The sequence below is a fragment of the Mesorhizobium sp. WSM1293 genome (assembly GCF_000513875.1).
In the GTDB taxonomy this organism is placed as follows: domain Bacteria; phylum Pseudomonadota; class Alphaproteobacteria; order Rhizobiales; family Rhizobiaceae; genus Mesorhizobium; species Mesorhizobium ciceri.
On record NZ_AZUV01000001.1, the window covers coordinates 845,970 to 868,617 of the forward strand.

29 protein-coding genes are annotated in these 22,648 nt (G+C 64.7%); 18 read left to right on the forward strand and 11 right to left on the reverse strand.

Annotation, left to right across the window (positions count from 1 at the left end):
* Positions 1-45: 45 nt before the first annotated feature.
* Positions 46-750: a helix-turn-helix transcriptional regulator gene (locus M729_RS0104250; protein WP_013530583.1), complete on the forward strand. Its 705-nt coding sequence runs from the start codon at positions 46-48 to the stop codon at positions 748-750.
* Positions 751-814: 64 nt separating this feature from the next.
* Here the strand turns inward: M729_RS0104250 and M729_RS0104255 are convergent, their stop codons facing one another.
* Entirely contained in the window at positions 815-1,117 is a 303-nt protein-coding gene (locus M729_RS0104255; RefSeq protein WP_024501757.1) for a hypothetical protein, read from the reverse strand.
* A 187-nt stretch (positions 1,118-1,304) separates the two neighbouring features.
* Here M729_RS0104255 and M729_RS0104260 point away from each other — a divergent pair, with 187 nt between their 5' ends.
* The 4 genes from M729_RS0104260 to M729_RS0104275 all read left to right on the forward strand — a co-directional run bounded on the left by M729_RS0104260 (position 1,305) and on the right by M729_RS0104275 (position 3,538).
* A complete protein-coding gene (locus M729_RS0104260) occupies positions 1,305-1,673 on the forward strand; it encodes a hypothetical protein (protein WP_027160847.1) in 369 nt (122 codons plus the stop codon).
* 91 nt (positions 1,674-1,764) lie between these two features.
* Positions 1,765-2,346 (forward strand): hypothetical protein, encoded by a 582-nt coding sequence (locus M729_RS0104265; RefSeq protein ID WP_027160848.1) that lies wholly within the window; start codon positions 1,765-1,767, stop codon positions 2,344-2,346.
* Positions 2,343-2,972: a hypothetical protein gene (locus M729_RS0104270; RefSeq protein WP_027160849.1), complete on the forward strand. Its 630-nt coding sequence runs from the start codon at positions 2,343-2,345 to the stop codon at positions 2,970-2,972. The genes M729_RS0104265 and M729_RS0104270 overlap by 4 nt, the downstream gene beginning before the upstream one ends.
* Positions 2,969-3,538 carry a hypothetical protein gene (locus M729_RS0104275; RefSeq protein ID WP_027160850.1) on the forward strand — a complete coding sequence of 190 codons (570 nt, stop codon included), beginning with the start codon at positions 2,969-2,971 and terminating at the stop codon, positions 3,536-3,538. The genes M729_RS0104270 and M729_RS0104275 overlap by 4 nt, the downstream gene beginning before the upstream one ends.
* A gap of 27 nt (positions 3,539-3,565) precedes the next feature.
* Here the strand turns inward: M729_RS0104275 and M729_RS0104280 are convergent, their stop codons facing one another.
* The 5 genes from M729_RS0104280 to M729_RS0104305 all read right to left on the reverse strand — a co-directional run bounded on the left by M729_RS0104280 (position 3,566) and on the right by M729_RS0104305 (position 9,609).
* Complete coding sequence (locus M729_RS0104280) at positions 3,566-4,855, reverse strand: hypothetical protein (RefSeq protein WP_027160851.1); 1,290 nt, start codon at positions 4,853-4,855, stop codon at positions 3,566-3,568.
* A gap of 109 nt (positions 4,856-4,964) precedes the next feature.
* The gene (locus M729_RS0104285; RefSeq protein ID WP_013530576.1) at positions 4,965-5,981 is read right to left on the reverse strand and encodes an ABC transporter permease; all 1,017 of its coding nucleotides are present in this window, start codon (positions 5,979-5,981) and stop codon (positions 4,965-4,967) included.
* Entirely contained in the window at positions 5,978-7,546 is a 1,569-nt protein-coding gene (locus M729_RS0104290) for a sugar ABC transporter ATP-binding protein (RefSeq protein WP_027160852.1), read from the reverse strand. The genes M729_RS0104285 and M729_RS0104290 overlap by 4 nt, the downstream gene beginning before the upstream one ends.
* A gap of 244 nt (positions 7,547-7,790) precedes the next feature.
* Positions 7,791-8,738, reverse strand: a complete 948-nt coding sequence (locus tag M729_RS0104300; RefSeq protein ID WP_013530574.1) for a substrate-binding domain-containing protein — start codon at positions 8,736-8,738, stop codon at positions 7,791-7,793.
* Between the two features lie 307 nt (positions 8,739-9,045).
* Positions 9,046-9,609 (reverse strand): dienelactone hydrolase family protein, encoded by a 564-nt coding sequence (locus tag M729_RS0104305; RefSeq protein WP_024501764.1) that lies wholly within the window; start codon positions 9,607-9,609, stop codon positions 9,046-9,048.
* Positions 9,610-9,734: 125 nt separating this feature from the next.
* Between M729_RS0104305 and M729_RS0104310 the strand changes: the two genes are divergently transcribed.
* A complete protein-coding gene (locus M729_RS0104310) occupies positions 9,735-10,436 on the forward strand; it encodes a RibD family protein (protein WP_027160853.1) in 702 nt (233 codons plus the stop codon).
* Positions 10,437-10,548: 112 nt separating this feature from the next.
* Here the strand turns inward: M729_RS0104310 and M729_RS0104315 are convergent, their stop codons facing one another.
* Positions 10,549-11,433: an SDR family oxidoreductase gene (locus M729_RS0104315; protein WP_027160854.1), complete on the reverse strand. Its 885-nt coding sequence runs from the start codon at positions 11,431-11,433 to the stop codon at positions 10,549-10,551.
* A gap of 78 nt (positions 11,434-11,511) precedes the next feature.
* Between M729_RS0104315 and M729_RS0104320 the strand changes: the two genes are divergently transcribed.
* Positions 11,512-12,354, forward strand: coding sequence for a helix-turn-helix transcriptional regulator (locus M729_RS0104320; protein WP_027160855.1), 843 nt, complete (start codon positions 11,512-11,514; stop codon positions 12,352-12,354).
* A 41-nt stretch (positions 12,355-12,395) separates the two neighbouring features.
* Here M729_RS0104320 and M729_RS0104325 read toward each other — a convergent pair whose 3' ends face one another.
* A complete protein-coding gene (locus M729_RS0104325) occupies positions 12,396-12,842 on the reverse strand; it encodes an SRPBCC domain-containing protein (protein ID WP_027160856.1) in 447 nt (148 codons plus the stop codon).
* A gap of 158 nt (positions 12,843-13,000) precedes the next feature.
* Here M729_RS0104325 and M729_RS0104330 point away from each other — a divergent pair, with 158 nt between their 5' ends.
* Positions 13,001-13,753 carry a pseudouridine synthase gene (locus M729_RS0104330; protein ID WP_027160857.1) on the forward strand — a complete coding sequence of 251 codons (753 nt, stop codon included), beginning with the start codon at positions 13,001-13,003 and terminating at the stop codon, positions 13,751-13,753.
* A gap of 120 nt (positions 13,754-13,873) precedes the next feature.
* Positions 13,874-14,275 carry a VOC family protein gene (locus tag M729_RS0104335; protein WP_013530567.1) on the forward strand — a complete coding sequence of 134 codons (402 nt, stop codon included), beginning with the start codon at positions 13,874-13,876 and terminating at the stop codon, positions 14,273-14,275.
* A 31-nt stretch (positions 14,276-14,306) separates the two neighbouring features.
* On the opposite strand, the gene M729_RS0104340 is transcribed toward M729_RS0104335, so the two are convergent.
* Entirely contained in the window at positions 14,307-14,888 is a 582-nt protein-coding gene (locus M729_RS0104340; RefSeq protein ID WP_027160858.1) for a histidine phosphatase family protein, read from the reverse strand.
* Positions 14,889-15,095: 207 nt separating this feature from the next.
* On the opposite strand from M729_RS0104340, the gene M729_RS0104345 reads away from it, so the two are divergent.
* The 3 genes from M729_RS0104345 (at position 15,096) to M729_RS0104355 (ending at position 16,413) form a co-directional block, all read left to right on the forward strand.
* Complete coding sequence (locus tag M729_RS0104345) at positions 15,096-15,545, forward strand: universal stress protein (protein WP_027160859.1); 450 nt, start codon at positions 15,096-15,098, stop codon at positions 15,543-15,545.
* An 86-nt stretch (positions 15,546-15,631) separates the two neighbouring features.
* Complete coding sequence (locus M729_RS0104350; protein WP_013530564.1) at positions 15,632-15,922, forward strand: DUF1778 domain-containing protein; 291 nt, start codon at positions 15,632-15,634, stop codon at positions 15,920-15,922.
* Entirely contained in the window at positions 15,919-16,413 is a 495-nt protein-coding gene (locus tag M729_RS0104355) for a GNAT family N-acetyltransferase (protein WP_013530563.1), read from the forward strand. Before M729_RS0104350 ends, M729_RS0104355 begins: the two co-directional genes overlap by 4 nt.
* Positions 16,414-16,448: 35 nt before the next feature.
* On the opposite strand, the gene M729_RS0104360 is transcribed toward M729_RS0104355, so the two are convergent.
* Positions 16,449-17,198 (reverse strand): sulfite exporter TauE/SafE family protein, encoded by a 750-nt coding sequence (locus M729_RS0104360; RefSeq protein WP_027160860.1) that lies wholly within the window; start codon positions 17,196-17,198, stop codon positions 16,449-16,451.
* A gap of 21 nt (positions 17,199-17,219) precedes the next feature.
* Positions 17,220-17,426 (reverse strand): hypothetical protein, encoded by a 207-nt coding sequence (locus M729_RS0104365; RefSeq protein WP_027160861.1) that lies wholly within the window; start codon positions 17,424-17,426, stop codon positions 17,220-17,222.
* A gap of 138 nt (positions 17,427-17,564) precedes the next feature.
* On the opposite strand from M729_RS0104365, the gene M729_RS0104375 reads away from it, so the two are divergent.
* The 6 genes from M729_RS0104375 (at position 17,565) to M729_RS0104400 (ending at position 22,593) form a co-directional block, all read left to right on the forward strand.
* Entirely contained in the window at positions 17,565-18,437 is an 873-nt protein-coding gene (locus tag M729_RS0104375; RefSeq protein WP_027160862.1) for a LysR substrate-binding domain-containing protein, read from the forward strand.
* Positions 18,438-18,568: 131 nt separating this feature from the next.
* On the forward strand, positions 18,569-19,069 hold the full coding sequence (locus tag M729_RS0104380) for an Lrp/AsnC family transcriptional regulator (RefSeq protein ID WP_024501775.1): 501 nt from the start codon (positions 18,569-18,571) through the stop codon (positions 19,067-19,069).
* Positions 19,066-20,229, forward strand: a complete 1,164-nt coding sequence (locus tag M729_RS0104385) for a saccharopine dehydrogenase family protein (protein WP_027160863.1) — start codon at positions 19,066-19,068, stop codon at positions 20,227-20,229. Before M729_RS0104380 ends, M729_RS0104385 begins: the two co-directional genes overlap by 4 nt.
* 110 nt (positions 20,230-20,339) lie before the next feature.
* Positions 20,340-21,146, forward strand: coding sequence for an ABC transporter substrate-binding protein (locus tag M729_RS0104390; protein ID WP_013530558.1), 807 nt, complete (start codon positions 20,340-20,342; stop codon positions 21,144-21,146).
* A 104-nt stretch (positions 21,147-21,250) separates the two neighbouring features.
* The gene (locus tag M729_RS0104395; protein WP_013530557.1) at positions 21,251-21,922 is read left to right on the forward strand and encodes an amino acid ABC transporter permease; all 672 of its coding nucleotides are present in this window, start codon (positions 21,251-21,253) and stop codon (positions 21,920-21,922) included.
* Positions 21,919-22,593, forward strand: coding sequence for an amino acid ABC transporter permease (locus M729_RS0104400; RefSeq protein ID WP_027160864.1), 675 nt, complete (start codon positions 21,919-21,921; stop codon positions 22,591-22,593). The genes M729_RS0104395 and M729_RS0104400 overlap by 4 nt, the downstream gene beginning before the upstream one ends.
* Positions 22,594-22,648 lie beyond the last annotated feature (55 nt).

Sequence of the window (22,648 nt, forward strand, 5' to 3'; positions counted from 1 at the left end):
ATGCAAGCCATTCTTTCATAGACGAGAGCGGCTTTCATCCCTCACATGGGCGCCATGGCAAAAACGGAACTGTCGATCAAGGTCGGAGCGGCGATCCGCAAGGCGCGCAAGCAGCGCGGCCTGGTCATGCGCCACATCGCCGAGCACAACGACACCGATGTCGCCGCCGTCGGCAACTGGGAAACCGGCCGCAATCTGCCCAAGACCGAGAACCTGCTGAAGACCGCCGCCTTCCTGCGCGTCGACCCGGTTGCGCTGGGCCAGGGGCAGGTCGTGTTTCTCGACGATGCCGGACCGGTTGCCGATGCGGAGATCGTCACCGATGCGGGTCCACTACCCGCCAGCTCGATGGACATCGAGGTGCTGGGCGCGGCCGTCGGTGGCGACGATGGCGATTTCACCTTCAACGGCGAGCCGGCGGGTTACGTCCAGCGCCCGCCGGGCGTGCGCAACCTGCCGAAGGTGTTCGCCCTGCACGTGCTCTCGGATTCCATGGTGCCGCGTTACGAGCCCGGCGACCTGATCTATTGCGGCGGCCGCGACGCCGTACCGGGCGACCATGTGGTGATCGAGACCTTCCCGGAGGAAAACGAGCGCAACGGCAAGGCCTTCATCAAAAAGCTGGTCAAGCGCACGGCGGGCGAGCTGGTCGTCGAGCAGTACAACCCGCCGAAGACGCTGACCTTCAACCGCTACGCCATCAAACATGTCTGGCGCGTGATTCCGCTGAAGGAATTGCTGGGGTATTGAGCAAGGGATGCTCTTCCTTCTCCCCCTGCGGGAGAAGGAAGAACCAGCGCTGGCACCCTCCCACTCAAGCCCGCCGCGATCCCTCCAGCGGCACATCCCTGTCGCTCAGCATCCGCGCTTCGCTGCGCACGCGCTGGCGCTCGTCGACAAACGCCGCCTGGATCGAAATCGCCGTCCCCGGCAGTCCGTCGGCGCGGCAGGCCGAACAGACGATACGGCCCGACAGAGCGGACAGCGGCGTATTCCCCGTCACCCCGAACCGCTTCAGCTGATCGGGTCGCCACCACCTGTTGCGGCCACAATCGGCGCACTCGACCGAGATCGAGGCGACATGCGCGATCGTTGGTTCCTTGCCCGGCAATGCCATCGCCCCTGCCTCGTCTTTGTTCCTGATTTGTTCGCATATTCCTGTGTTTTACGCCGGGAGTCGAGTCGCAGTTTTCAAACTTTCCCAGAAGTTTTTCTTCTAGCGTAATTTGAGTTATGCTTTCATAAATGTATGAAAATGTGAGTCGGGTACGAACCTGCCCACTGCATCAGACCCGGGAGCGATAATGGACGCTTTTGCCGCCGATTTTGCCCGTTCCTGCGGCTACGCCGGCGACAGCCTGGCCTTGCTTGAAGCCTTCGAAGCAATCCGTCGCAGCGGCATCGCCCACGCCCGTCAGGATCACGTCAGGCGCAAGGCGGTGATCGACGAGTTGAAACCGTCGGAGGCGCTGTTCCTGGCCGCTATCGGTCCGGCACTCTCGGCGCAGGAGGTAATCGAGGACGCCGCCCGCTTCATAGCCTGCTGGCGCAACATACCGCGCTGGCGCCAGGAGCGGCGCCTGCCCGACCTGATCAGGGCCAAGCAGCAGCGCCTGGTGGCGCGCTATTTCCGCCGCCATGGCCACAGGCTCTGGGCAAGGGAAGCGGTGTGAGGACTGGACCAGCCATTTGCGGGTTCCATCAGCCATTTTTTCTTTCTAGACTGCGCAGGGGTGGCTGACCGTTCGACGTGCATAGTTTGGAATGTTCAAGACTGCCCGCTCAAAATTTCAAACCTGGATAACGGCCGGCGCGGGAACCATCGCCGCCCTGCTCGTCGCCGGCCTGATGGGCGCGTTCGGCGCCCTGCCCGCCCACGCCCCGCCGCAATTGCCGCCCGATGCCGCCATCGATGCCGGGCGCTGGCGGGTCCAGCCCGCGCGCGCCTATGTCAGCCGCGCCAAGGTCTATGGCGTGGCGCTGAAACCAGGCCAGAAGGCGCTGGTGTTGGAGGCCGATCTGACCAATCGCACGGCGCAATCCGACAAGGCTTATTTCAACGTCTTCAAGCCGGACGGGATCGACCTGCCCGATTCCACGCCGATGATCGCGCTGGCCCGCGATTCGACGCTGACGCCGGAACTGCATCCCGGCATGACCGAACGCATGGCCTATGTCTGGCCGCTTGCCGGTAACGCCGCCGTGCCGGCAAATCTCAGCTTCGGCGTCACCGCCGAGATCTTCAAGCCGCGCGACAATCTTTACGGCACGCCGGGCTGGTTCAATCCCTATCGGCTCGGCACCGTCACCATGCCGGTCGCCGACCTGCCCGAGAGCGGCTCATGAGGATCCGCGCCATCGGCAATCTCCTGATCGTCGCCGCCACCGTGGCGCTCAGCTACGGCATGCAGGTGTCGAAGCCGCATTATGCCGAACTCACCGCGCCGATCCCCATTGATGGCGCCATGCACGACACGGTGCGGGCGCGCAGCTTCGATGTCCGCCTCGACAGAATGGTCTTTGCGCGCACGCTGAAGACCAACCAGTTCGGCCAGGAAAGGCTGCTGACCACCAGCGGCCTGTGGGCGGTGGCGACGACCGATCTCACCGCCACCAGCACCTCCACCACGGTCGCCGACGGCACCTGGCAAGGCCCGACCGGCCTGCGCTACCGCCAGACGGAGCGGCTCAGCTATCGCCAGGATATGCCGCCACATGCCGTCGATCCAGGGCTGGAGAGAAGCGGCCTGTTCGTCTTCGAGTTGCCGGCCGACCAGATCCGAGGCGCCAGCCTGCTTATCGCCGCACGTCAGTTCGGCCCGCTCGACGCCCAGGCTCGCATCAGCCTCGATGCCGTTCCGACCGGTGCCGATGGTCAACCGGCGGATGTCTTGCCGCTATACGATCTCGACGCTCCTGCACCGCCGCAGGGCCAGACACGGCAGGGCCAGACACGGCAGGGCAAGACATGAGCGCGGTTTCAACCGACATCGACCCAGCCGGCGGTGGCGAGAAAAAATGGCGACGGCGCGGTCTTGCCGCGCTCGCTATCCTGCTGCCGCTGACGCTGGCCGAAACCAGCTATGAGAGCATCCGTGAATGGCTGCATGGCGAGGACCTCATCGCCAGGGATGTCGAGTTTGGCCAAGGCGCGCCGTTCGGCGGCAGCGAATGGCGGCTGGCCGATTTGCGCGGCGGCAAGGCCGGCCGCTTGCCCGAGCATGCCTTGGCCGTCATCGCCACCTTCGCCGTCACGGTCGGCGATCCCGATCTGCAAAAGCAGTGGCTGGGCTGCAAGGTGATGCTGACCGACGCCGCCGGCCGCCGCTGGCTGCCCGACTTCATCTCCGGCGTCAGCCTGCCGGACGGCGTGATGAACTGCACCTCGGCGATCTTCTCCGGCGCCAAAAAGGGCGAAATCATCAGCGTCGGCGAGACCTTCATCGTGCCTGAGGATGCCATCGAGACCATCCGCCCGGCCGTTGGCCTGGGCAGCGAGCGCCCATGGTTCCTGCGTTTTCAGCGGCCGCCGAAGTGACAGCATCCTTCTCCCCGTAAAGAAAGCTCACTTCCCCGCCCGCTTCGCCATCGAAAACGCCGTCTCCAGCACGGCGGCGAGAAAGCATATGCGCAGCGGCTCGATCAGGATGCCGGTGGAGGAATCCTGGAACGGGCTGCCGAAGAGCAGCGTCACGGCATGCGAAAAAATCTGCCAGATATCGAGCTCGTGTGGACCGATCAGCCGCGTCGCGCCGAGCCACAGCCAGGCCGCGCCCCAGTCGAGCAACCGGTAGCCGACCACCAGCGTGCACAACAGCACCAGGCTGGCGCTGACCGTCAGCCGCACGCCGTTGGCGATCGGCAGATAGCGCGAGCGGTAGCCGGCGATGAAATGCTCGACGAAATCGCGCAGGAATTTCGGCAGGCCGGCATAGCGCTGGCCGGCACGCTCCAGCCGGCCGTGCACGCGCATCAGGGCAGCATCGTCGCGCACATCATAGCCGTAGATCAGCGCCGTCATCACCAGCCAGATCAGCGGCAGGAGCATGAAGAAGAACAGGTTGACGGCAGCCGTCGACGGCGCGATCGAGGAGATCTCGACCGGCACCATGGGTGCGGCCGAGGCCATCGGCACCGGGTTTGCCAGCCCGTCCACCGATGCCTGCAGGGCCGACCAGAAATTGCGGCTCATCAGCCATTGCAGGGCCGAATCCTTCCATCGGCTGATCACGTAGAGACCGACGAAGATCCAGTTGGTCTCGCAGATCACCACCACGATCTGCCAGAACGACTCCGCACCTGTCTTAGCCTGCATGAATTTGGCCAGCCGGCGGATCAGCCAGGACACCGCCACGGAGACCAGCAGCCAGCGCGAGTCGAGCACGTCGAGCACATCAGCGCTCTGGCCGAAATCGGCCTGGTCGAGTGTTTCGCGCGAATACTGCCGCACGATGTCGCCCAGAAATCCCCAGGCGGCATAATAGGCGAAGAACGGCAGAAGCGCGATGGTGATCATCCGCACCAGCCGCGAGCCGCGCCGGTCAGCCTCGGCACCCGGCTTCGTTTGCGTCTCGGTGGTTGCGGCCTTGTCGGCGCCGCGCTGCGCGGCCACCACATGCGGCAGGCCGGGGCGCAGCACGTGGAACATTGCCACCGTCATCACCAGCTGCGCCAGCGCCACCAGCGTCAGCATCGCCAACCCGGCGAAGTGATTGGCCAGCGCCACCTTCGCCGCCAGCAGCATGAGGAGATCGCCGACCAGCACGCCGGCCAGCACGAGTGCCATGAGCTGCGGCCAGAACCGCCGCAGCAGCGAAAAACCTAGGGTGATCGGTCTGATGATATCGGCAAACATGAGGTTCTCTCACGATGCCACCCGCCAAAACCTTTCTAGCAAAGCATGATTGTTTTGCAAGGAATGGGGCTCCCTTCTCCCACTGTGGGAGAAGGGAGAACCGTCCCCCTCACCTTCTTACCCTCGACTTCAGCCACCGATCAAACGCCACCGCCAGGATCAGGATGAGCCCGATGACGATGCTTTGCGTGTAGGACGAGACATTGTTGAACTGCAGCCCGTTCTGCAGCACGCCGATCAGCGCCGCGCCCACCACCGTGCCGCCGACCGAGCCGATGCCGCCGAACAGCGAGGTCCCGCCGATGACGACGGCCGAAATGACGGTCAGTTCGTAGCCGATGCCCGCCACCGCTTCCGAGGAGTTCAGCCTGGCCGACAGCACGAAGGCCGCGAGCCCGGCGAAGAAGCCGACAATGACGTAGACCGAGACCAGGATGCGGTCGACGCGCAGGCCCGACAGCCGCGCTGCTTCCGCATTACCGCCGACGGCATAGACGGCGCGGCCATAGCGCGTGTAGCGCAGCACGATGTGGCACAGGATGGCGGCCGCCGCGAAGATCAGCGCCGGCACCGGCACCGGGCCGATCAGCCCGGTGCCGAACCAGCGCATCGAGGCGTCGAAGCCCGAGATCGGGCCGCCATTGGAGATGGTCAGCGTCAGCCCGCGAAACACCGTCAGCCCGCCCAGCGTGACGACGAAGGGCGGCACTTTCAGCCGGGTGATGACAAGTCCCTGCACGCCGCCGGCAGCGGCTCCGACGATGATGGCGGCCAGCAGCGCGGCGAACCAGCCGAACCCTTGCGTGCCGCTCGTCGACAGCGACAGCGTGTTGGCCGTGCCGCCCTTGGCGACCACGGCGGCGACCATGCCGCAGAAGGCGAGCAGCGAGCCGACCGACAGGTCGATGCCGGCGGTAAGGATGACGAAGGTCATGCCGAGCGCGATCAGCCCGGTGATCGAGATCTGCCTTGTGATGTTGAACAGGTTGATCGGGTCCATGAAGCTCGGCTTCAGCACCGTGAAGACGATGATCAGCGCCACCAGGAACAGCAGCGGCCCGAAGCTCATCAAAAGCCGCGCGAAGTTGATGCCGCCGCGCTGATCCTGCTCCCCCGCCACGCTCATAGTGTCTCCTTGCGGTCGAGTGCCATCAGTTCCATCAGTCTTTCCTCGTTTGCTTCGACGCCCGGCATCTGGCCGGTGATGCGTCCGCGGCGCATGGTGACGATGCGGTCCGACACCGCCAGCACCTCGGGCAGCTCGGACGAGATCATCATCACCGCAATGCCGCGCGCCGCAAGCTGCACCAGGATCTGGTGCACCTCGGTCTTGGCGCCGACATCGACGCCGCGCGTCGGCTCGTCGACGATCAGCACTTTCGGATCGCGCGCCAGCCAGCGCGCCAGGATCACCTTTTGCTGGTTGCCGCCCGACAGGCCCTCGATCGCCTGCTCGGCCGAAGCCATGCGGATCGACAGCATCTTTCGAAACTCGGACAGCGCATCGCGCTCGCGCCGCTCGGCCATGAAGCCGAAACCGTTGCTGAAGCTGCCCAGCGAAGCGATGGAGAAATTCGGCAGGATGCCCAGCGCGGCAAAGATCGCCTGGTGCTTGCGGTCCTCCGGCACCAGGCCGATGCCGAGCGCAATGGCGTCCGCGGGCGATGCCGGGGCGATCGGCTCGCCGTCGAGCGTGATGGTGCCGGCCGCGATGCGGTCGGCGCCGAAGATGGCGCGCGCCAATTCGGTGCGGCCTGAGCCGACAAGCCCGGCAACGCCGAGGATTTCACCGGCCTTGAGGTCTATGTCGACGCCGTCGAGCACGATGGCGTGTGGCGCCTCGGGGTCGCGCACGGTGCGCAGGCCGCGCACCGACAGCACGACATCGCCGGCCACCGCGCGTTGCGCCGGCCGGGCGTAGAGCTCGGACGCCGCGCGGCCGACCATCTTCTCGATGATTTTCGGCAGCGCGATCGGCCCGCCTTCACGGTTAAGGTGGCCGGCAAGCCTGCCGTCGCGCAGCACCGTCATGCGATCGCATATGGCGGACGCTTCCTCCAGCCGGTGGGTGACGAACATAATGGCGACCCTGTCCTTGCGCAGCCGGTCCATGATCGACAGCAGCCGCTGCACCTCGGTCTCGGTCAGCGCCGAGGTCGGCTCGTCCATGATGATCAGCCGGCTTTCCAGCGACAGCGCCCGAGCAATCTCGACCAGTTGCTGCTCGGCCACCGACAGTGCCGAGACCGGCGTCATCGGGTCTATGGAGAGACCGACGCGGGCGATGATCGTGCGGGAATCTTCCTCCATCTTGCGCCAGTTCACCAGCCCGAGCGGGCCGATCGGCGCGCGGCCGATGAAAATGTTCTCCGCCACAGTCAGCGTCGGGATCAGGCTCAGTTCCTGATAGATGGTGACGATGCCAAGCCGCTTGGCATCCTGCGGGCTGGAGGGATGATAATTGGCACCGTCGAAAGTGATGCGGCCGCCCGATGGCGGCATCACACCCGACAGGATTTTCAAGAGCGTCGATTTGCCGGCGCCGTTTTCGCCCAGCAGGCCGAGGATCTCGCCGGGGCGGATATCGAGCGAGACATCGCTGAGCGCGGTGACGCCCGAGAAATGCTTGGTGATGCCTTCGACGGCAAGCAGGATGGGTTCGGGCGAGGCGGCTTCAGCGGCTGGCGGCAAGGGTGGCTCCTTCCATGCAGTTGATGTCGCCTGTCAGCGCTTGAACACCCCCCTCTGTCCTGCCGGACATCTCCCCCTCAAGGGAGATTGGCTGTGTCACCGGCGACACCTTTTCTTTCAACATTTGGGAACTGGCGAAAGCAGGAGGAACAGTCGATCTCCCCCTTGAGGGGGAGATGTCCGGCAGGACAGAGGGGGGCGCTGTCCCGCCGGCTTTGCCAATCGGCCGATCCCCGCCAAACCCCTACTTCGTCTCGCCAATCCGCTCCGCCTTGTCGAGATTGTCCTTGCCGATGACGATTGGCGTCAGCAGCACCAGCTTCTCCTTCGGCTCGGTCTTGTCCTTGGCAAAGGCCACCGCGATGCGCACCGCAGTGCGCGACTGCTCGCCGGGGAATTGCTCGACGGTGCCCGCAAGCTTGCCGTCGCGCACGGCGACCAGCGCTTCGGGCAGTGCATCGAAGCCGTAGATCTTGACGTCGGTGAAGTTGCGCGCGGCACAAGCCTCCATGGCGCCCAGCGCCATGTCGTCATTGGCGCAGACGATGGCGTCGGGCTTGCCGTTGGCGGCAAGGCCAGCCTCGGTCACCGACAGCGCCTCGGCGCGGGCGAAGTTGGCGGTCTGCTCGAAGACGATCTGATACTTGTCCTTCAGAGGATCGAGGACATTGTGCACGCCCTTGTTGCGGTCGATCGCCGGGCCGGCGCCGGGCTGGCCCTGCAGATGGAACAGCTTGGCACCGTTGGGAAACGCCGCCACCACGGCGTTGGCTTCCGCCTCGCCGCCCTTCACATTGTCGGCGCCAACATGGGCGAGGATGCCCTCGACGCCGTCTACGCGGCGGTCGATCGTCACCACGGGAACGCCGGCCTTGACCGCTTCTTCGATGGCCGGCGCCAGGGCGTTGACGTCGAGCGGCGAGATGACGATGGCGTTGACCTTCTGCACCAGGGCGGCCTCGATGTCGGCGGTCTGCTTGGTGGCCGAGTTCTGGCCGTCGCTTTCGGTCAGATTGACGCCTTGCGTGGCGGCTTCCGCCTTGATCTCGTTCAGCATGTGCACGAAGAACGGAAAGCCGAGACTGGGCACCGAGCCAAGGATAGTGAGCTTGTCCTGCGCAAACACAGAAGGCGCGGCAACCATCATGGCGCCGAAAGCCGCGGACGACAGCAGGAATTCACGTCTGTTCATGGGATCCTCCTCCACAAGAACGCACGACCCGAAAACCGGGATCGGTTTCAGGAAGGATCATGCGTCGGTTCAAAGTGTGGAGCATCCTCCTTGCGCCCGAAAACGCATGCCGCTCCAGCTGGCCGCCGCTGTAAAAAGAGCCTCCCACCGACGCCTGCGCAGGGATGCTAACCCAGAGCCAACCATTTGTGCAACATCGATATAACAGCGGTGCCAGGCAAATTATCGGAATTGTCGGATTTTCGATTTCCGGCGTGGGGACCGCTTTGTCGGAAGACCTCCAAGGCAAGGCCGCCCCCTCTGCTTCTCAATCCAGGAACGCCAGAACACGCTGCCAAAGCAGCGCCGCGGCTGTGTCGTTGTAGTCGGGCAGAGCTGGATCCGAGAAATAATGTCCCGAGTTTGGATAGCGGAAGATCCGCACATCGGTTTGCGCGGCCTCGGCGGCGTGCTGCCAGGCGCGGACATCCGGCTCGGGGAAGAACGGATCGGTGTCGGCGACATGCAATTGAACCGGCAGGCCGGGCCGGATGTTCGCAGGCACGGTTGCCAGCCCATGCAACAGCAGCACCTTGGCCGTCAGCGGCCGCAAGGCCCAGACTGACGCGACCACGCCTGCACCCATCGAAATCCCCGCCAGCACCGTATCGCCGGGCGTCGAGGCCAGGGCATCGCGCGCCCTTTGGCAAATGACCTCCCAGCCGATCCGCGCCTTGATCGCGAAGCCTTGCTCGAGATCGTCCGTCGCCACGCCCGCATAGAGGTCCGGCAGCGAAACGGCGTGACCGGCGGCGCCCAGCTTTCCAGCGAGATGCCGCTCGTGCTCGCGCAGCCCCAGAACCGAATGAAACAGGATTATGTTCGCGGACATCCGGTCATGATACCTGCCGGCACATGCCGTCTCAACGGCTGGGTACGTCATGAGGCGTGCGGCTTCCATTCTCCCGGCGTGGCACTACTTTGGACTGAACCCAAAGCACTCGACTGGAGAACAACATGAAGCCGCAAATCATCTGCCATATGCTGGCATCCCTTGACGGCGGCCTCCACCCCAGCCGCTATACCTCGAGCCCCGATGGCACCCGGGCCGAGTGGTCGAGCCTCTACGAGCATATCCATAATGATCTCGCGGCTGATGCCTGGATCGTCGGGCGCGTCACCATGGCCGAGATGAGCAAGGCCGGCGCGCATCCGCCGGCCAATGCCGGCAAGGTCGACCGGCCCTATCATTTCGCGCAAATAGGTGCGGGCAGTTATGCCGTGGCGCTCGATGCCTCGGGCAAGCTTCACTTTTCCAAACCCGACATCGGTGGCGACCATGTCGTGGTGCTGCTTGGGCGCGACGTTGCCGACAGCCATTTGGCAGAGCTTGCCGCCGACGGCGTGTCCTATATCGTCGCGGAAACCGCCGATGTCGATCTCGCCGCGATGCTTGAGGTCCTCGGACGCGAACTCGGCATAAGCCGGCTGCTGCTCGAGGGCGGCGCCAGCATCAACGGCTCCTTCCTCGCCGCCGGGCTCGTCGATGAATTGAGCCTTCTCGTTGCACCCGCGATCGACGGGCGGGCCGCCAATCAGGGTTTCGTCGAGTTCGGCGAGAGCGGCCTGGCGGGCAAGACGCAGCTGTCCCTGAAGAGCTGCGAGGCGCTGGCGCATGGGCTCGTCCATCTGCGCTACGCGGTCAGCCCTGGAGCATAATCCCGAAAGGTCGCGGCGTGGCCCAGGGTCTCCGCGACGGAGCTGCGCTCCTGCTTCGTCCAGGGATGACGAAGTCAGAGACTTCGGCTCACCTCGAGCGTTGCTAAGCGCATCAATACCGCATGGCGTCGAGATCGGCGATCAGCGTCGGGCCGGTGGGGTGCCAGCCGAGCCGTGCCTGGGTCAGAGCGCTGGAGGCCGGCAGATCCATCGGCGCGAACATCGCCATCCAGCCGAAATGCTCCGCCGCCTTTTCCGGCGCAATGGAAACCACCGGCAATTTCAAACCCCGGCCGAGCGCCTCGGCGATAGCGCGCACTTCGACACCTTCCTCGCCGACCGCGTGATAGCGCGCGCCCGGCTGCCGCTTTTCCACGGCGAGCCGGTAAAGCCGCGCCGCATCGAGGAGGTGGCCCGCGGAGTAGCGATTGCGGCCTTCGCCGACATAGGCCGAGACGCCCCTTTCACGCGCGATCTCGATGAGCGGCGTGATAAGGCCCTGCTTGACCGGATTGTGGACCTGCGGCAGCCGCACCACCGACACATTGATGCCGGCGTCCAGCAAGGCATTGCCGGCCAGCTCCGAGGCGATGCGCGGATTGGGATGGCTGGCGTTGAAGACGTCCTCGATCGCCAACTGGCCATGCCCGGGGCTGCCCATGCCGACGCCGGAAGTGATCACCAGCGGCCGGTCGGAGCCGGCGAGCGCGGCGCCCAGTGCCGCGATGACGCGTTTGTCCTTTTCGCAATTCTCGGCAAACCGCGAAAAGTCGTGGTCGAATGCCGTGTGGATCACGCCGTCCGCCTTGGCCGCGCCATCGCACAGCCCCTCGGGCTCCTCGAGCGTTCCGCGATGCACTTCAGCACCGGCGGCGGCCAGCGCCTCGGCGCCGGCGTCGGAGCGGGTCACGCCGACCACCTGGTGGCCTGCCTTGATGAGTTCGGGAACGATCGCCGAACCGATGAAACCGGTCGCGCCGGTGAGAAAGATACGCATGCAAAATCTCCTGTACAGTTGCCTGCGTAATATTGCTGGTCTATTATTCTATTAAAGTAGTGATCTTATCGTGGTATAATGGCTAACAGGATGCCCTCCAATTCCGGCTCACTAGCAGCGTTCCTCAAAGACCGGCGCACCCGGCTTGATCCCGCATCATTCGGGTTTTCCGGACGCAGACGCACGCCGGGGCTGCGCCGCGAAGAGGTCGCACAACGCGCCAACATCAGCCCGACCTGGTATACATGGCTGGAACAGGGCCGCGGCGGCGCACCCTCGGCCGATGTCCTCAACCGCATCGCCAAGGGGCTGCTGCTGACCGAGGCGGAGCGCGAACATCTTTTCATGCTCGGGCTGGGGCGCCCGCCCGAGGTCCGCTACAGGGGCGTCGAAGGCGTCAGCCCCCGGCTGCAGCGCCTCATCGACACGCTCGATGCCAGCCCCGCCATAGTCAGGACCGCTACCTGGGACGTCGTTGCCTGGAACCGTGCCGCGAGGGTCGTGCTGACCGACTACAGCACCCTGCCCGAGGGCGAGCGCAACATTCTGCGCTTCATGTTCCTCAGTCCCCATATCCGCGCCAGGCAGCACGACTGGCAAAACCTCGCCCGTTTCGTGGTGGGCGCGTTCCGGGCCGATGCGGCACGCGCCGGCGCTGTCTCCCAGGTGCGTGAACTCGTCGACGAACTCTGCAGCGCCAGCCCCGAGTTTGCCGCCCTGTGGCGGGAAAACGGCGTGCTCAGCCATGGCGACGGGACAAAGCGCCTGAAGCACCCGGAACTTGGCGATATCGAACTGGAATATTCGGGCTTCGCGGTCGACGGCCGGCCGGATTTGAGCCTGACCGTCTACAACCCGGTCGACAGCGCCGTCGCCGACCGTATTCGCACGCTGGCCCTCACCCGACACCCCAAAGAGTAAGGGCGGGACGACCTATCCGCTGCGATGACTCCCGCCCGCTCTCAAGCGCGCTCGCAGACTGCCTTCAGGATCTGCAAGGTCGGTCCCCAGTAGAGATTGGCGTGCGGACGGATCGCCGGTTCGGCGAAGTCGCTGAGCGTCAGTGTCAACAGTGTTCCCCCATCCGCCGGCGCCAGGTCGAAGCTGACCACGGTGTGATTTTCGGGCACGTCCGCCAGACGCGAGGCCGACAGCGTGCTCCAATAGCTGTAGGCGAAGCTCATTCCCGGCTCAAAAGTGCGGATGGTGCCGTGGTTTTCGAACGGTATTCCGTGCAGCAGTCCGCGCATGACGATCGCGCCGCCGGCCTGCCCTTGCAGGCTGACGGTCAACTCCTCGTCGGACATCCATTGCGGGATCATTTCTGGCGTCGTCAGTATCCGCCAGACCTTGGCCGGCTCGGCACCGATGACGACGGTCTTGGTTATCGGCGCAGCGGACTCACTCATGGGGTGCAGATTATAGCGGATGCGGCGGCGACAATATCGCTGTTCCAGGCGGTACGGATGCCGCCATTGCCCCTTGCCCCGTATAGGAAGACAGCACCACGCTTGCGAAGCCATTGCGGCCCGTGGCATCTGTCGGCTCCACCAGCGCAGACGGCACCATGACACCACGGCAGACACGGCAGAGCGGCAGGCAGGCGGCGCCCGGCGTCAGTCTCAACCGGGCGCTGTCGAAGCTTGGCCTATGCTCGCGCACGCAGGCCGAGGTGCTGATCGCCGAAGGCCGCGTGCGCGTCGGCGGCAAGGTGGTGCGCGATGCAGCGCTGCGCGTCGACCTCAACCGCGACAGCATCGTCGTCGACGACAGGACGGTGGTTGCCGAGCGCAAAGTCTATCTCATGCTCAACAAGCCGCGCGGGCTGGTCACCACCCGCGACGACCCGCAACAGCGCGACACCGTCTATGCCTGCCTGGAAGGGCTCGATCTGCCCTTCGTCTCGCCGGTAGGCCGGCTCGACAAAGCCAGCGAAGGCATGCTGCTGATGACCAACGACACCCGGTTTGCCAACCGGCTGATGGACCCGGCCTCGCATCTGCCCAAGACCTATCACGTGCAGATCGGCACGGTGCCGGACGAGGCGATGCTGGAGACGTTACGCGCGGGCGTGACCGTCGACGGCGAGGTGCTCACCGCGAACGCGATCGAACTTTTGCGCAGTGGCGGCCGCACCGCCTGGCTGGAGATCGTGCTCGACGAAGGCCGTAACCGCCACATCCGTCGCCTGCTCGCCGCGCACGGCGTCGAGGTCCTGCGCCTCATCCGCATCGCTATCGGCCGCCTGCCGCTCGGCGACCTCGCCAAGGGTACGGCACGGCATTTGACAGCAGAAGAGTTGGCGCTGCTGAGGGGGTAAGCAGGGCGTGCCGCTGGTGCAGGCGCACGGCGATCCTTCCTGACGGAAAGCTGTCAGCAGGCTTGGCCTATAGGTCGGATGGGAGCCGGCCACGGCCTCAACGATCAGGGAGCCAATGCAATGAATTTCGTCTCCGTCCGCATCATCACGTCGGACGTCCAGCGTCTCGTTCACTTCTACGGTGAGATCACCGGCATGCCCGTGACGGTGTACACGGAAGACTTCGCCGAACTGGCGACGCCGACCTGCACGCTGGCGATCGGCAGCACACGCACCTTGATGCTGTTCGGCGGCGACATCGCCCGCCCCGCCGACAACCACACCGCCATCATCGAGTTCCGCGTCGGCGACGTCGATGCTGAATTCGCCAGGCTCTCGGACCTCCTCAGGAATATCACTGTGCAGAAGCCGACCACCATGCCCTGGGGCAACCGCTCGCTGCTGTTTCGCGACCCTGACGGCAATCTGGTGAATTTCTTCACGCCGGTAACCGCTGAGGCGATCAGGAAATTCGACAGATAGGGCGTAAGCGGCGCCGCTGGCCGAAGCTGCTCTATTTCTGGTTCCATTTCCGGATGACCGGCTCGCTCAAATCGTGCTCGTAGCCGAGCACGCTGATGCTGGCCGTATCGAGCACCAGCAGCGCGCCGCCCTCCGGCGGCAGCCCGATCCAGCGCGCCGCCAGCACGCGCAGAAAATGTGCGCTGGAAAACACCAATGTGCTGGCATTGGCCTCGCGCAGCCCAGCGATAATCCTGTCGGCCCGCGCGCCGACATCGGCCGCCATCTCGCCCTTTGGACACCCATCGCGAAACACATTCCAGCCGCGGCGCTCGGCCAGGATCTGTTTTGTCGTCAGCCCCTCATAGGCGCCATAGTCCCACTCCTGCAGATCGTCCTTCTTGACGCTCTGCGCGCCGAAGCCAGCCAGTACGCTGGTGTTGTAGGCGCGCTGCGACGGGCTCGACCATACCGCCGAAAAAGACAGGCCCTCGAGCCTGTCCGCGAGACCCCGCGCGGCGGCCTCGCCAACCGGGCTCAACGGCATGTCGGTGCGGCCGGTATGCTGCCCCGAAAGGCTCCATGCCGTCTCACCATGCCGGACCAGATGGATTTGCGGATACGAGTTGCTCATGGACTGCCTTTCAATGTCACCCGCACCTTAGGCGACGATGCGGCAAAGGGGAATCCGCTTGGTACAAGACTGCGTGGTCGCCTGGCCTTGATCCGCGGCGGGGCCGGCCCTGTGATCGGCCCGAGGCCGCAACTATATCAAGGCCAGCCTCCACAAGGCTCCCGCCACCTCAAGGGCATTGGCCCTTGCGCAACAGGTCATGTCATCATGTACAAACATTTGCTCATCGCCACGGACGGATCGGAACTGGCCGACAAGGGCGTTACCCACGGCCTGACATTGGCCAAGGGCCTCGGCGCCTCTGTTACTTTCATCACCGTCTCCGAACAATTCCCGATCTTCGCCTGGGGCGGCGCCATGGCCGGCTACGCCGCCGGCGATGAACTGGCCGCCTATCAGGAAGAGGCGCGCAAATACGCCAAGGAAGTTCTTGACAAGTGCAAGGCATCGGCCGACGCCGCCGGCGTCTCGGCGGAGGTCGTGCATGTCGAGGACAAGCGGCCCGCCGAAGCCATTCTGGAACTGTCGCAGGCCCTGGGCTGCGACCTGATCGTCATGGCTTCGCACGGCCGCCGCGGGCTGGGCAAGCTGCTCCTCGGCAGCCAGACGGCGGAAGTGCTGTCCTACACGGAGATCCCGGTGCTGGTCGTGCGCTAGGGCTACTACGGATCGCATGCTCCATCGAACCGGGTAATGACAATGTCGTTACGCTGTGCTAGATATGTGCAACGAAGGAGCCGTCCATGCCAACGTCACATCATCCGGTGCCGAAGAGCGTTCCGCTCAACATCCGCGTCAAGCCGGAAGTTCGCAATCTGATCGACCGCGCAGCCGAATTGCTCGGTAAGAATCGCACCGACTTCATGCTTGAAGCCTCGCAACGCGCCGCTGAGGAAGCGTTGCTCAACCGTCTCGTGTTTACCGTCGAACCGGATGTCTACGCTGCGTTTCTGGCACGCCTCGACGCGCCGCCGCAGCCCAACGACCGATTGCGCCGCACGATGACGACAAAGGCTCCGTGGGAAGCTGCGTGACGCTGTCGGTCCCGGTTCCACTCGCGGATCATCACGAACTCGGGGAATTTTCGTCGGGCATTACAGCGCTCGACGATTGGTTGAAAAAACGTGCTCGCACCAATCAAGCGGGCGGTGCATCCCGGACCTATGTGACTTGCAAAGGCAACCGTGTGATTGGCTACTATGCCGTTGCCAGCGGCGCCGTGAAAATGGTCGAAGCTTCCAGCCGTTTCCGGCGCGACATGCCCGATCCGATCCCCGTCGCAGTGCTAGGCAGGTTGGCCGTAGACCAAGCCTATCACGGTCGGGGCATCGGTCGGGCGCTGGTAAGGGATGCCGGTCTACGAATTCTCCAGGCTGCTGAAATACTGGGCATCAAAGGCATAGTGGTGCATGCGATTTCCGACGATGCCCGAGCTTTCTACATCACCATCGGGTTCGAGCCCTCGCCGGTCGAGCCGTTGACACTCATGGTCACGCTCGCTGATCTCAGCGAAAGCATTGGCTGACGACTTCCTGCCAGTGCTCTGGGGAAGTCCGGCGCCTAGAACACCAACTCCCCCACGAGATAGACCCCAAGCGCCAGCAACCCCGCGAAGAACACTTTGCGGAAGGTCTCGACGCTCATCTTCTGGCGCAGCGCCTGGCCGGCGAACATGCCGGCCAGCGCCGGCACAAGGGCTGCGACCGACCCCACCAGTTGCGCACTCGGCGACGCCAGGGCGCCTGCCTTGAACAACCCGATGGCGAGCGCCGCCGTCGACACGGTGAAGGACAGGCCGAGCGCCTGGATCAGGTCTTCTTTCTCCAGCCGCAGCGACTGCAGATAGGGCACCGCCGGGATGACGAAGACGCCGGTGGCGCCGGTGACCAGCCCGGTCGCCACCCCGACCAGCGGTGACATCAAGGCTTCGCGGCGCGCCGGCGTGGTGAAGCCGGCTTTGGCGAGGCCGAGGATCGCATAAAGCACCAGTGCGGCGCCCAGCCCCGCTGAGGCCGCGCCCGTATGCGTGCCGGTCAGCAGGCCGGCGCCGGCAACGGTGCCGAGCATCACGCCGGCCATCATCGTCCACAGCCGCTTGCACAGCCGGCCGAAGGACGGGCCGGTCAGCAATTGCCAGAGGTTGGTAACCAGCGACGGGATCAGCAGCAGTGCCGCGGCCTGTGCTGGCGGCATCGTCACCGCCAGCAGGCCCATCGCCACGGTCGGCAGGCCCATGCCGACGACGCCCTTGACGAAGCCGGCGGCGAGGAACACGGCGGCGATCCAGGCGAGGATGCCGGCGCTCAGCATGATCGTATCTTCAGGGCCGGATCAGTCATGCAGCAGCATATCGGTTGCTTCGGCATCCGGGCTGACGGCCTTTGCCGGCGCCGCATCGCGGCTGGTGGATACGACCGTCGCCGCGCATCCCCGCAGGCCTGATCCCGCTCGCGCCATGGCAAGGCCGGCCACCGCAATGGCCAGCACGATCGCCGTGCTTTCAAGAATGCCGAGCCGCCCTGATGTTCGTTCGTTCATCACAAGATCTCCTTCGAAACTGTTTGACGAAAATCCTGGCCGATCACAATGTGGAAGTTGCGCTGCCAGCCTTCGGCCAGGGCGAAGGCTGGAGAGCCGACCGCCTTCCCGGCGCTGAATATTCGCAGGAGCAAGAGAATGCGCTTCGATCTGGTCGATCTCCGCCTGTTCCTGCTGGTCGCCGAACGCGGCAGCATCACCCATGGCGCCGAGCTTGCCGGACTGGCCCTGGCGTCGGCCAGCGCCCGCATCAAGGGCATGGAGGAGCGGCTCGGCGCGCCGCTGCTGGAGCGCCGGCGCCGTGGGGTGGTGCCGACGGCGGCCGGACAGGCGCTGCTGCATCATGCGCGCGCGGTGCAGAACCAGATCGAGGCGATGGCCGGCGACCTCGCCGCCTATGCCACCGGCCTGCGCGCCCGCGTCCGGCTGATGGCCAACACCGCCGCCACAGCCGAGTTGCTGCGCGAGATCCTGCCCGCCTTCCTTGTCGCGCACCCCGGCATCGACATCGAGCTCGACGAGCGCCCCAGCCATGAGATCGCGCAAGCCGTGGCCAGTGGTGCGGCCGATCTCGGCATCGCCGCCACCTGGGCCGGCCTTGCGCACCTCGAGCAGAAACCGTTCTTCATAGACCGGCTGGTGGTGATCGCCGCGCGAAACCGGCCCGGCCTTGAAGGCCGCACCGTCAACCTCACTGAGCTTCTCGGCGAATCTTTCGTCGGCCTCAGCACCGGCCATGCGCTGCAGGAGCACATCGCCCGCCAGGCGGCCCGCCTTGGCGGCCATCTGCATGTCCGCATCCGCGTTCCCGGCCTCGACAATGTCTGCCGGCTGGTCGCGCAAGGGGCCGGCATCGCCATCGTGCCGGAAAGTGCCGCCCGCCGCTCGGCGCGGACACTACGCACACTGCGGCTGACCGACGACTGGGCAACGCGCCAGCTCAACCTCTGCGCCCGCCACTTCGACGAGTTGACACCGCAGGCAAAATTGCTCGCGACAGCGCTGGCGTGAGCCGGACAGCGAGCACCTATCCCCATCAGCGCTGAATCATTGCCTTGCTTTTCAAATATTCGTGACGTAGCTTGTTTGCACATTGGCAAAAAAATCGCCAAACTTTTTTCCTTTTGTGAAAGACGGGGACTTTGCGGGAACATCTCGATCTGACCGATCGGCGGCTGGTCAAACAGCTGTCGCAGGACGCCCAGCCGGGCATCAACCGGATCGCCGAGATATTGGCGATTTCGGTGCCGACGGTGCGCTCGCGGCTGCGCAACCTGCTCGACCGCAACCTGCTCAAGATCGTCGGGCTGCTGAACCTGACCGAGCGCCCCGAGCTGATCTCCGCCATTGTCGGCATCAATGCCCAAGGGCGCGGCCGGGCCCGCGAACTGGCGCAGCGCATTGCCGAACTGCCCTTCGTCAACTCGGCTTCGGTGGTCACCGGGCGCTTCGATATCATCGTCGACGTGACGGTGGCCGGTGACGTCGCCGACCTCTACCGCGTCACCAGCGAACTGATCCCCGGCGCCGGCGAGCCGGGCGAAGTGGTGCGCAGCGAGACCTTCGTCGTCATGGCGTCCTGCAACAAATGGGTCAGCCTGCCGGAAGGCTGCTGGTCGGACGACCGCAAGGAGCCGGCATGAAGATCGCGGTACTCGGCGGCATCGGCCTGCAGGGCCGGGCGGCAATCACCGACCTCGTCGCCAGCGACGGCGTCGAGGAAATCGTCTGCGTCGATACCGCAGCGGACGGCCCGGCCCGGCTTGCCGGCCTGACCGATCTTGCCCGCGTGCGCTTCGTCGTGCCTGAGGGCGCGATCGGCCCGGCGCTGGCCACTGTGCTTGATGATGTCGACGCCGTCATCGACCTGTTGCCGCAGCCGCTGATGCGCGAGGCGGTGCAGGCCGCGATCGCCACGCGCACGCCGCTGGTCACCACCAATTACGCCAAGTCGATCGCCGACCTGGCGCCGGCCGCCGAACAGGCCGGTGTCTCGATCATGACCGAATGCGGGCTCGACCCCGGCATCGACCTCGTGCTCTACGCGCGCGCCGCCAGGCAGTTCGACTCGATTTCTTCGATCGATTCCTATTGCGGCGGCATCCCCGAGCCGCAGGCGATGGCCAAGCCGCTGTGCTACAAGGTGAGCTGGAATTTCGACATGGTCCTGGTCAGCCAGAACCGCGACAGCGTGATGATCGAGGACGGGAACCGTGTCGCAGTGCCTGCCGGCCAGCAGCACGACAATCCGTTCATCCATGAAATCGAGGTTGCCGGCCTCGGCAGGCTCGAGGCCTTCCCCAATGGCGACGCGCTGCACTATGTCGAGATGCTGGACGCCGCAAAAGGGCTGCGCCGCTCCGGCCGCTACACACTGCGCTGGCCGGGATGGTCGGCCTTCTGGGCGCCGTTGAAGGAACTCGGTTTCCTCTCTGAGGACAAGGTGCCCGGCACCTCCAACAGCCCGCGCGAATTCCTTGGCCGGCTGCTCGACCCGCAATTGCAATACGGCCCCGGCGAAAAGGATCTTTGCGTGATGCGCAATGTCTTTTCCGGCCTCGAAGGCGGCCGCGCCAAGACGGTGACGTCGGACCTGATCATCGAACGCGATCTCGTTTCCGGCCTGTTCGGCATGAGCCTCGGCGTCGGCTATCCCGCCAGCATCGTGGCGCAGATGCTGGCGAGGGGCGAGATCACCAGACCCGGCTTTTTGAACCCGCTGCTGGATGTGCCCGACATCAGGTTCTTCGATGAATTGGCCAGGCGTGGCATCACGGTTTCCGAGACGGTGGCACGGGACTGAGGCGAAAGATTTTCGAACGGTGGCTGCCGCCGGCAACGGCGCTGCCGCTCAAAAAGGAGCCCAAGGAGAACCGCGGGCACACATTAACGACAACAGGGAGGAATACCGAAATGAAGATTGCCAGACTTTTCATCGCCGGAAGACTTTTCATCGCCGGGCTTGCGCTCGCCGGGCTCACCGCTGCGGCCAGTGCGGGTACGCTCGACGACATCACCAAGCGCGGCGAATTGCGCGTCGCCGTGCAGACCCAGGGACCGCCCTTCTCGCTGGTCGGCGCCAATGGCGAACGCACCGGCAGTTCGGTCGAACTGGCCGAACTGATGGCCAAGGAAATGGGTGTGAAAATCACCTTCCTCGACTTCGACTGGGATGGTTTGATCCCGGCGCTGCTGTCGGGCAAGGCCGACCTGCTGGTCGCCGACATGACACCGACGCTGGCGCGCGGCATGAAGGTCGCGTTCACCACGCCTTACATGTACACGGGCAGCACCGTCTTCACCAAGGCCGACAGCAAGTTCAAGACCACCGAGGACTGCAAGGCCAAGGGCACCAAGATCGCCGTGCTGCTCGGCGCCACCGGCGAGAAGGAAGCCAAGAACGCCTTCCCCGATGCCGACATCAAGAGCTACAAGGGTGGCGGTCCGCTGCTGCTCGACGCCGTCAACAACGGCCAGGCCGATTGCGGCGTCAACGACGTCTCGGCGGTCAAGGGCCAGTCGACCGCCTATCCGGCCGGCACCTTCACCATCATGCCGGACCTTCTGTCGAAGGAGCCGCTTGCCTTCGCCACCCGCTATGATGAGCCGGACCTGTTGATCTGGATGAACCTGTTCCTCAACCAGGTCACTATCGACGGCCGCCTGCAGAAGAACCTCGACTACTGGGTCAATTCCGACGCCTGGAAGAAGGATCACTAAGCAGCGATAAATCCAGGCGGTTTCGCGCGCATCTTAAACGCCGCGAAGCCGCCCGGAATTTCGTTTCATCGTCGTTGCCTGCGCTCTGGGGATTTCACCCAACGATGCTCGAAAATTTCAGTTTCCGCACCATCGTCGAATACCTGCCGTTGTTCGGACAGGGCCTGGTCACGACCGTTTGGCTGTCGGCGCTGTCCTTTGTCGGCGCGCTTATCGTCGGCATCGTGCTGTGCGCCATGAATCTGCAGCGCGGCTGGCTGTTTCGCGCCCCAGCCAAGGCCTATATCGATGCGGTGCGTGCCACGCCCTTGCTGGCGCAGCTCTATTTTCTTTATTTCGGCCTGCCCCGGCTCGGCTTCGTTCTGCCGGAACTCGTCGTCGGCATCCTCGCGTTGTCGCTGAACAGCGGCGCCTATATCGCTGAAATCATTCGCGCCGGCATCCTGTCGATCCCGCGCGGCCAGGTCGAGGCCAGCGTCGCTTCGGGCATGACCTATGTCCAGCGTATGCGCCTTGTCGTCCTGCCGCAAGCCTTCAAGGTGACGATCCCGCCGCTGCTCGGCCAAGCGATCGTGCTGGTCAAGGATTCCGCCCTTTTGTCGCTGATCTCGGTTTCGGAACTGACGCGCGCCGGTCAATTGCTCGCCTCCGACCGCTTCATGCCGGCGGAAGGTTTCCTCACCATCGCCGCCTTCTATCTGCTGCTCTATTACGGCCTGAAAGGACTGGCTGGGCTCTCCAGCCGCTGGCTCGGCACAGCGGGGGCGCGGACATGATCTGGCAACAACTGCAAAGCCTCGCCGGCTCCTATCCACTGGCCCTGCGCGGCCTCGGCATGACCGTGTTGCTGTCGCTGATCAGCCTGGTGCTCGGCACCATGCTCGGCTTCGGCCTCGGCATCTTGCGCACCGGCGGCAACCGGCTGATCTCGGGCTTGATCGGCGCCTGGGTCGACCTGATCCGCGGCACGCCGTTCCTGGTGCAGATCTTCCTGATCTTCTTCATCCTGCCGGAGTTCGGCGTCGAGCTCGACGCCTTCACCGCCGGCATCATCGCGCTGACCAACCTCGCCGCCTGCTTCATCTGCGAGATCGTCGTCGCCGGCATCCGCTCGGTACCGACCGGCCAGGTCGAGGCGGCACTGGCGTCCGGCCTGTCGCGCTGGCAGCGCATGCGCCAGGTGGTGCTGCCGCAGGCGATGCGCATCGTGCTGCCGCCATTGGTCGGGCAGTATGTGCTGCTGATCAAGGATTCTTCTGTCGTCTCGGCCATCGGATTGACCGACCTCACCCGCGTCGGCTGGCTGGTGGTGCAGCGTGTGCCCAACGGCCTGCTGGTGTTCTTCCTCGTCGGCGTCGGCTATTTCATCGTCTGCTATCCGCTGATCATGCTGGCCCGCCGGCTGGAGCAGCGCATGGGCGCGGCGCATGGCGAGGTGCAGTTGTGACTTCCAACCCCAAAGGTCCAGAAAACATGACCAAAACGGGCCTCGCCAAAACCGG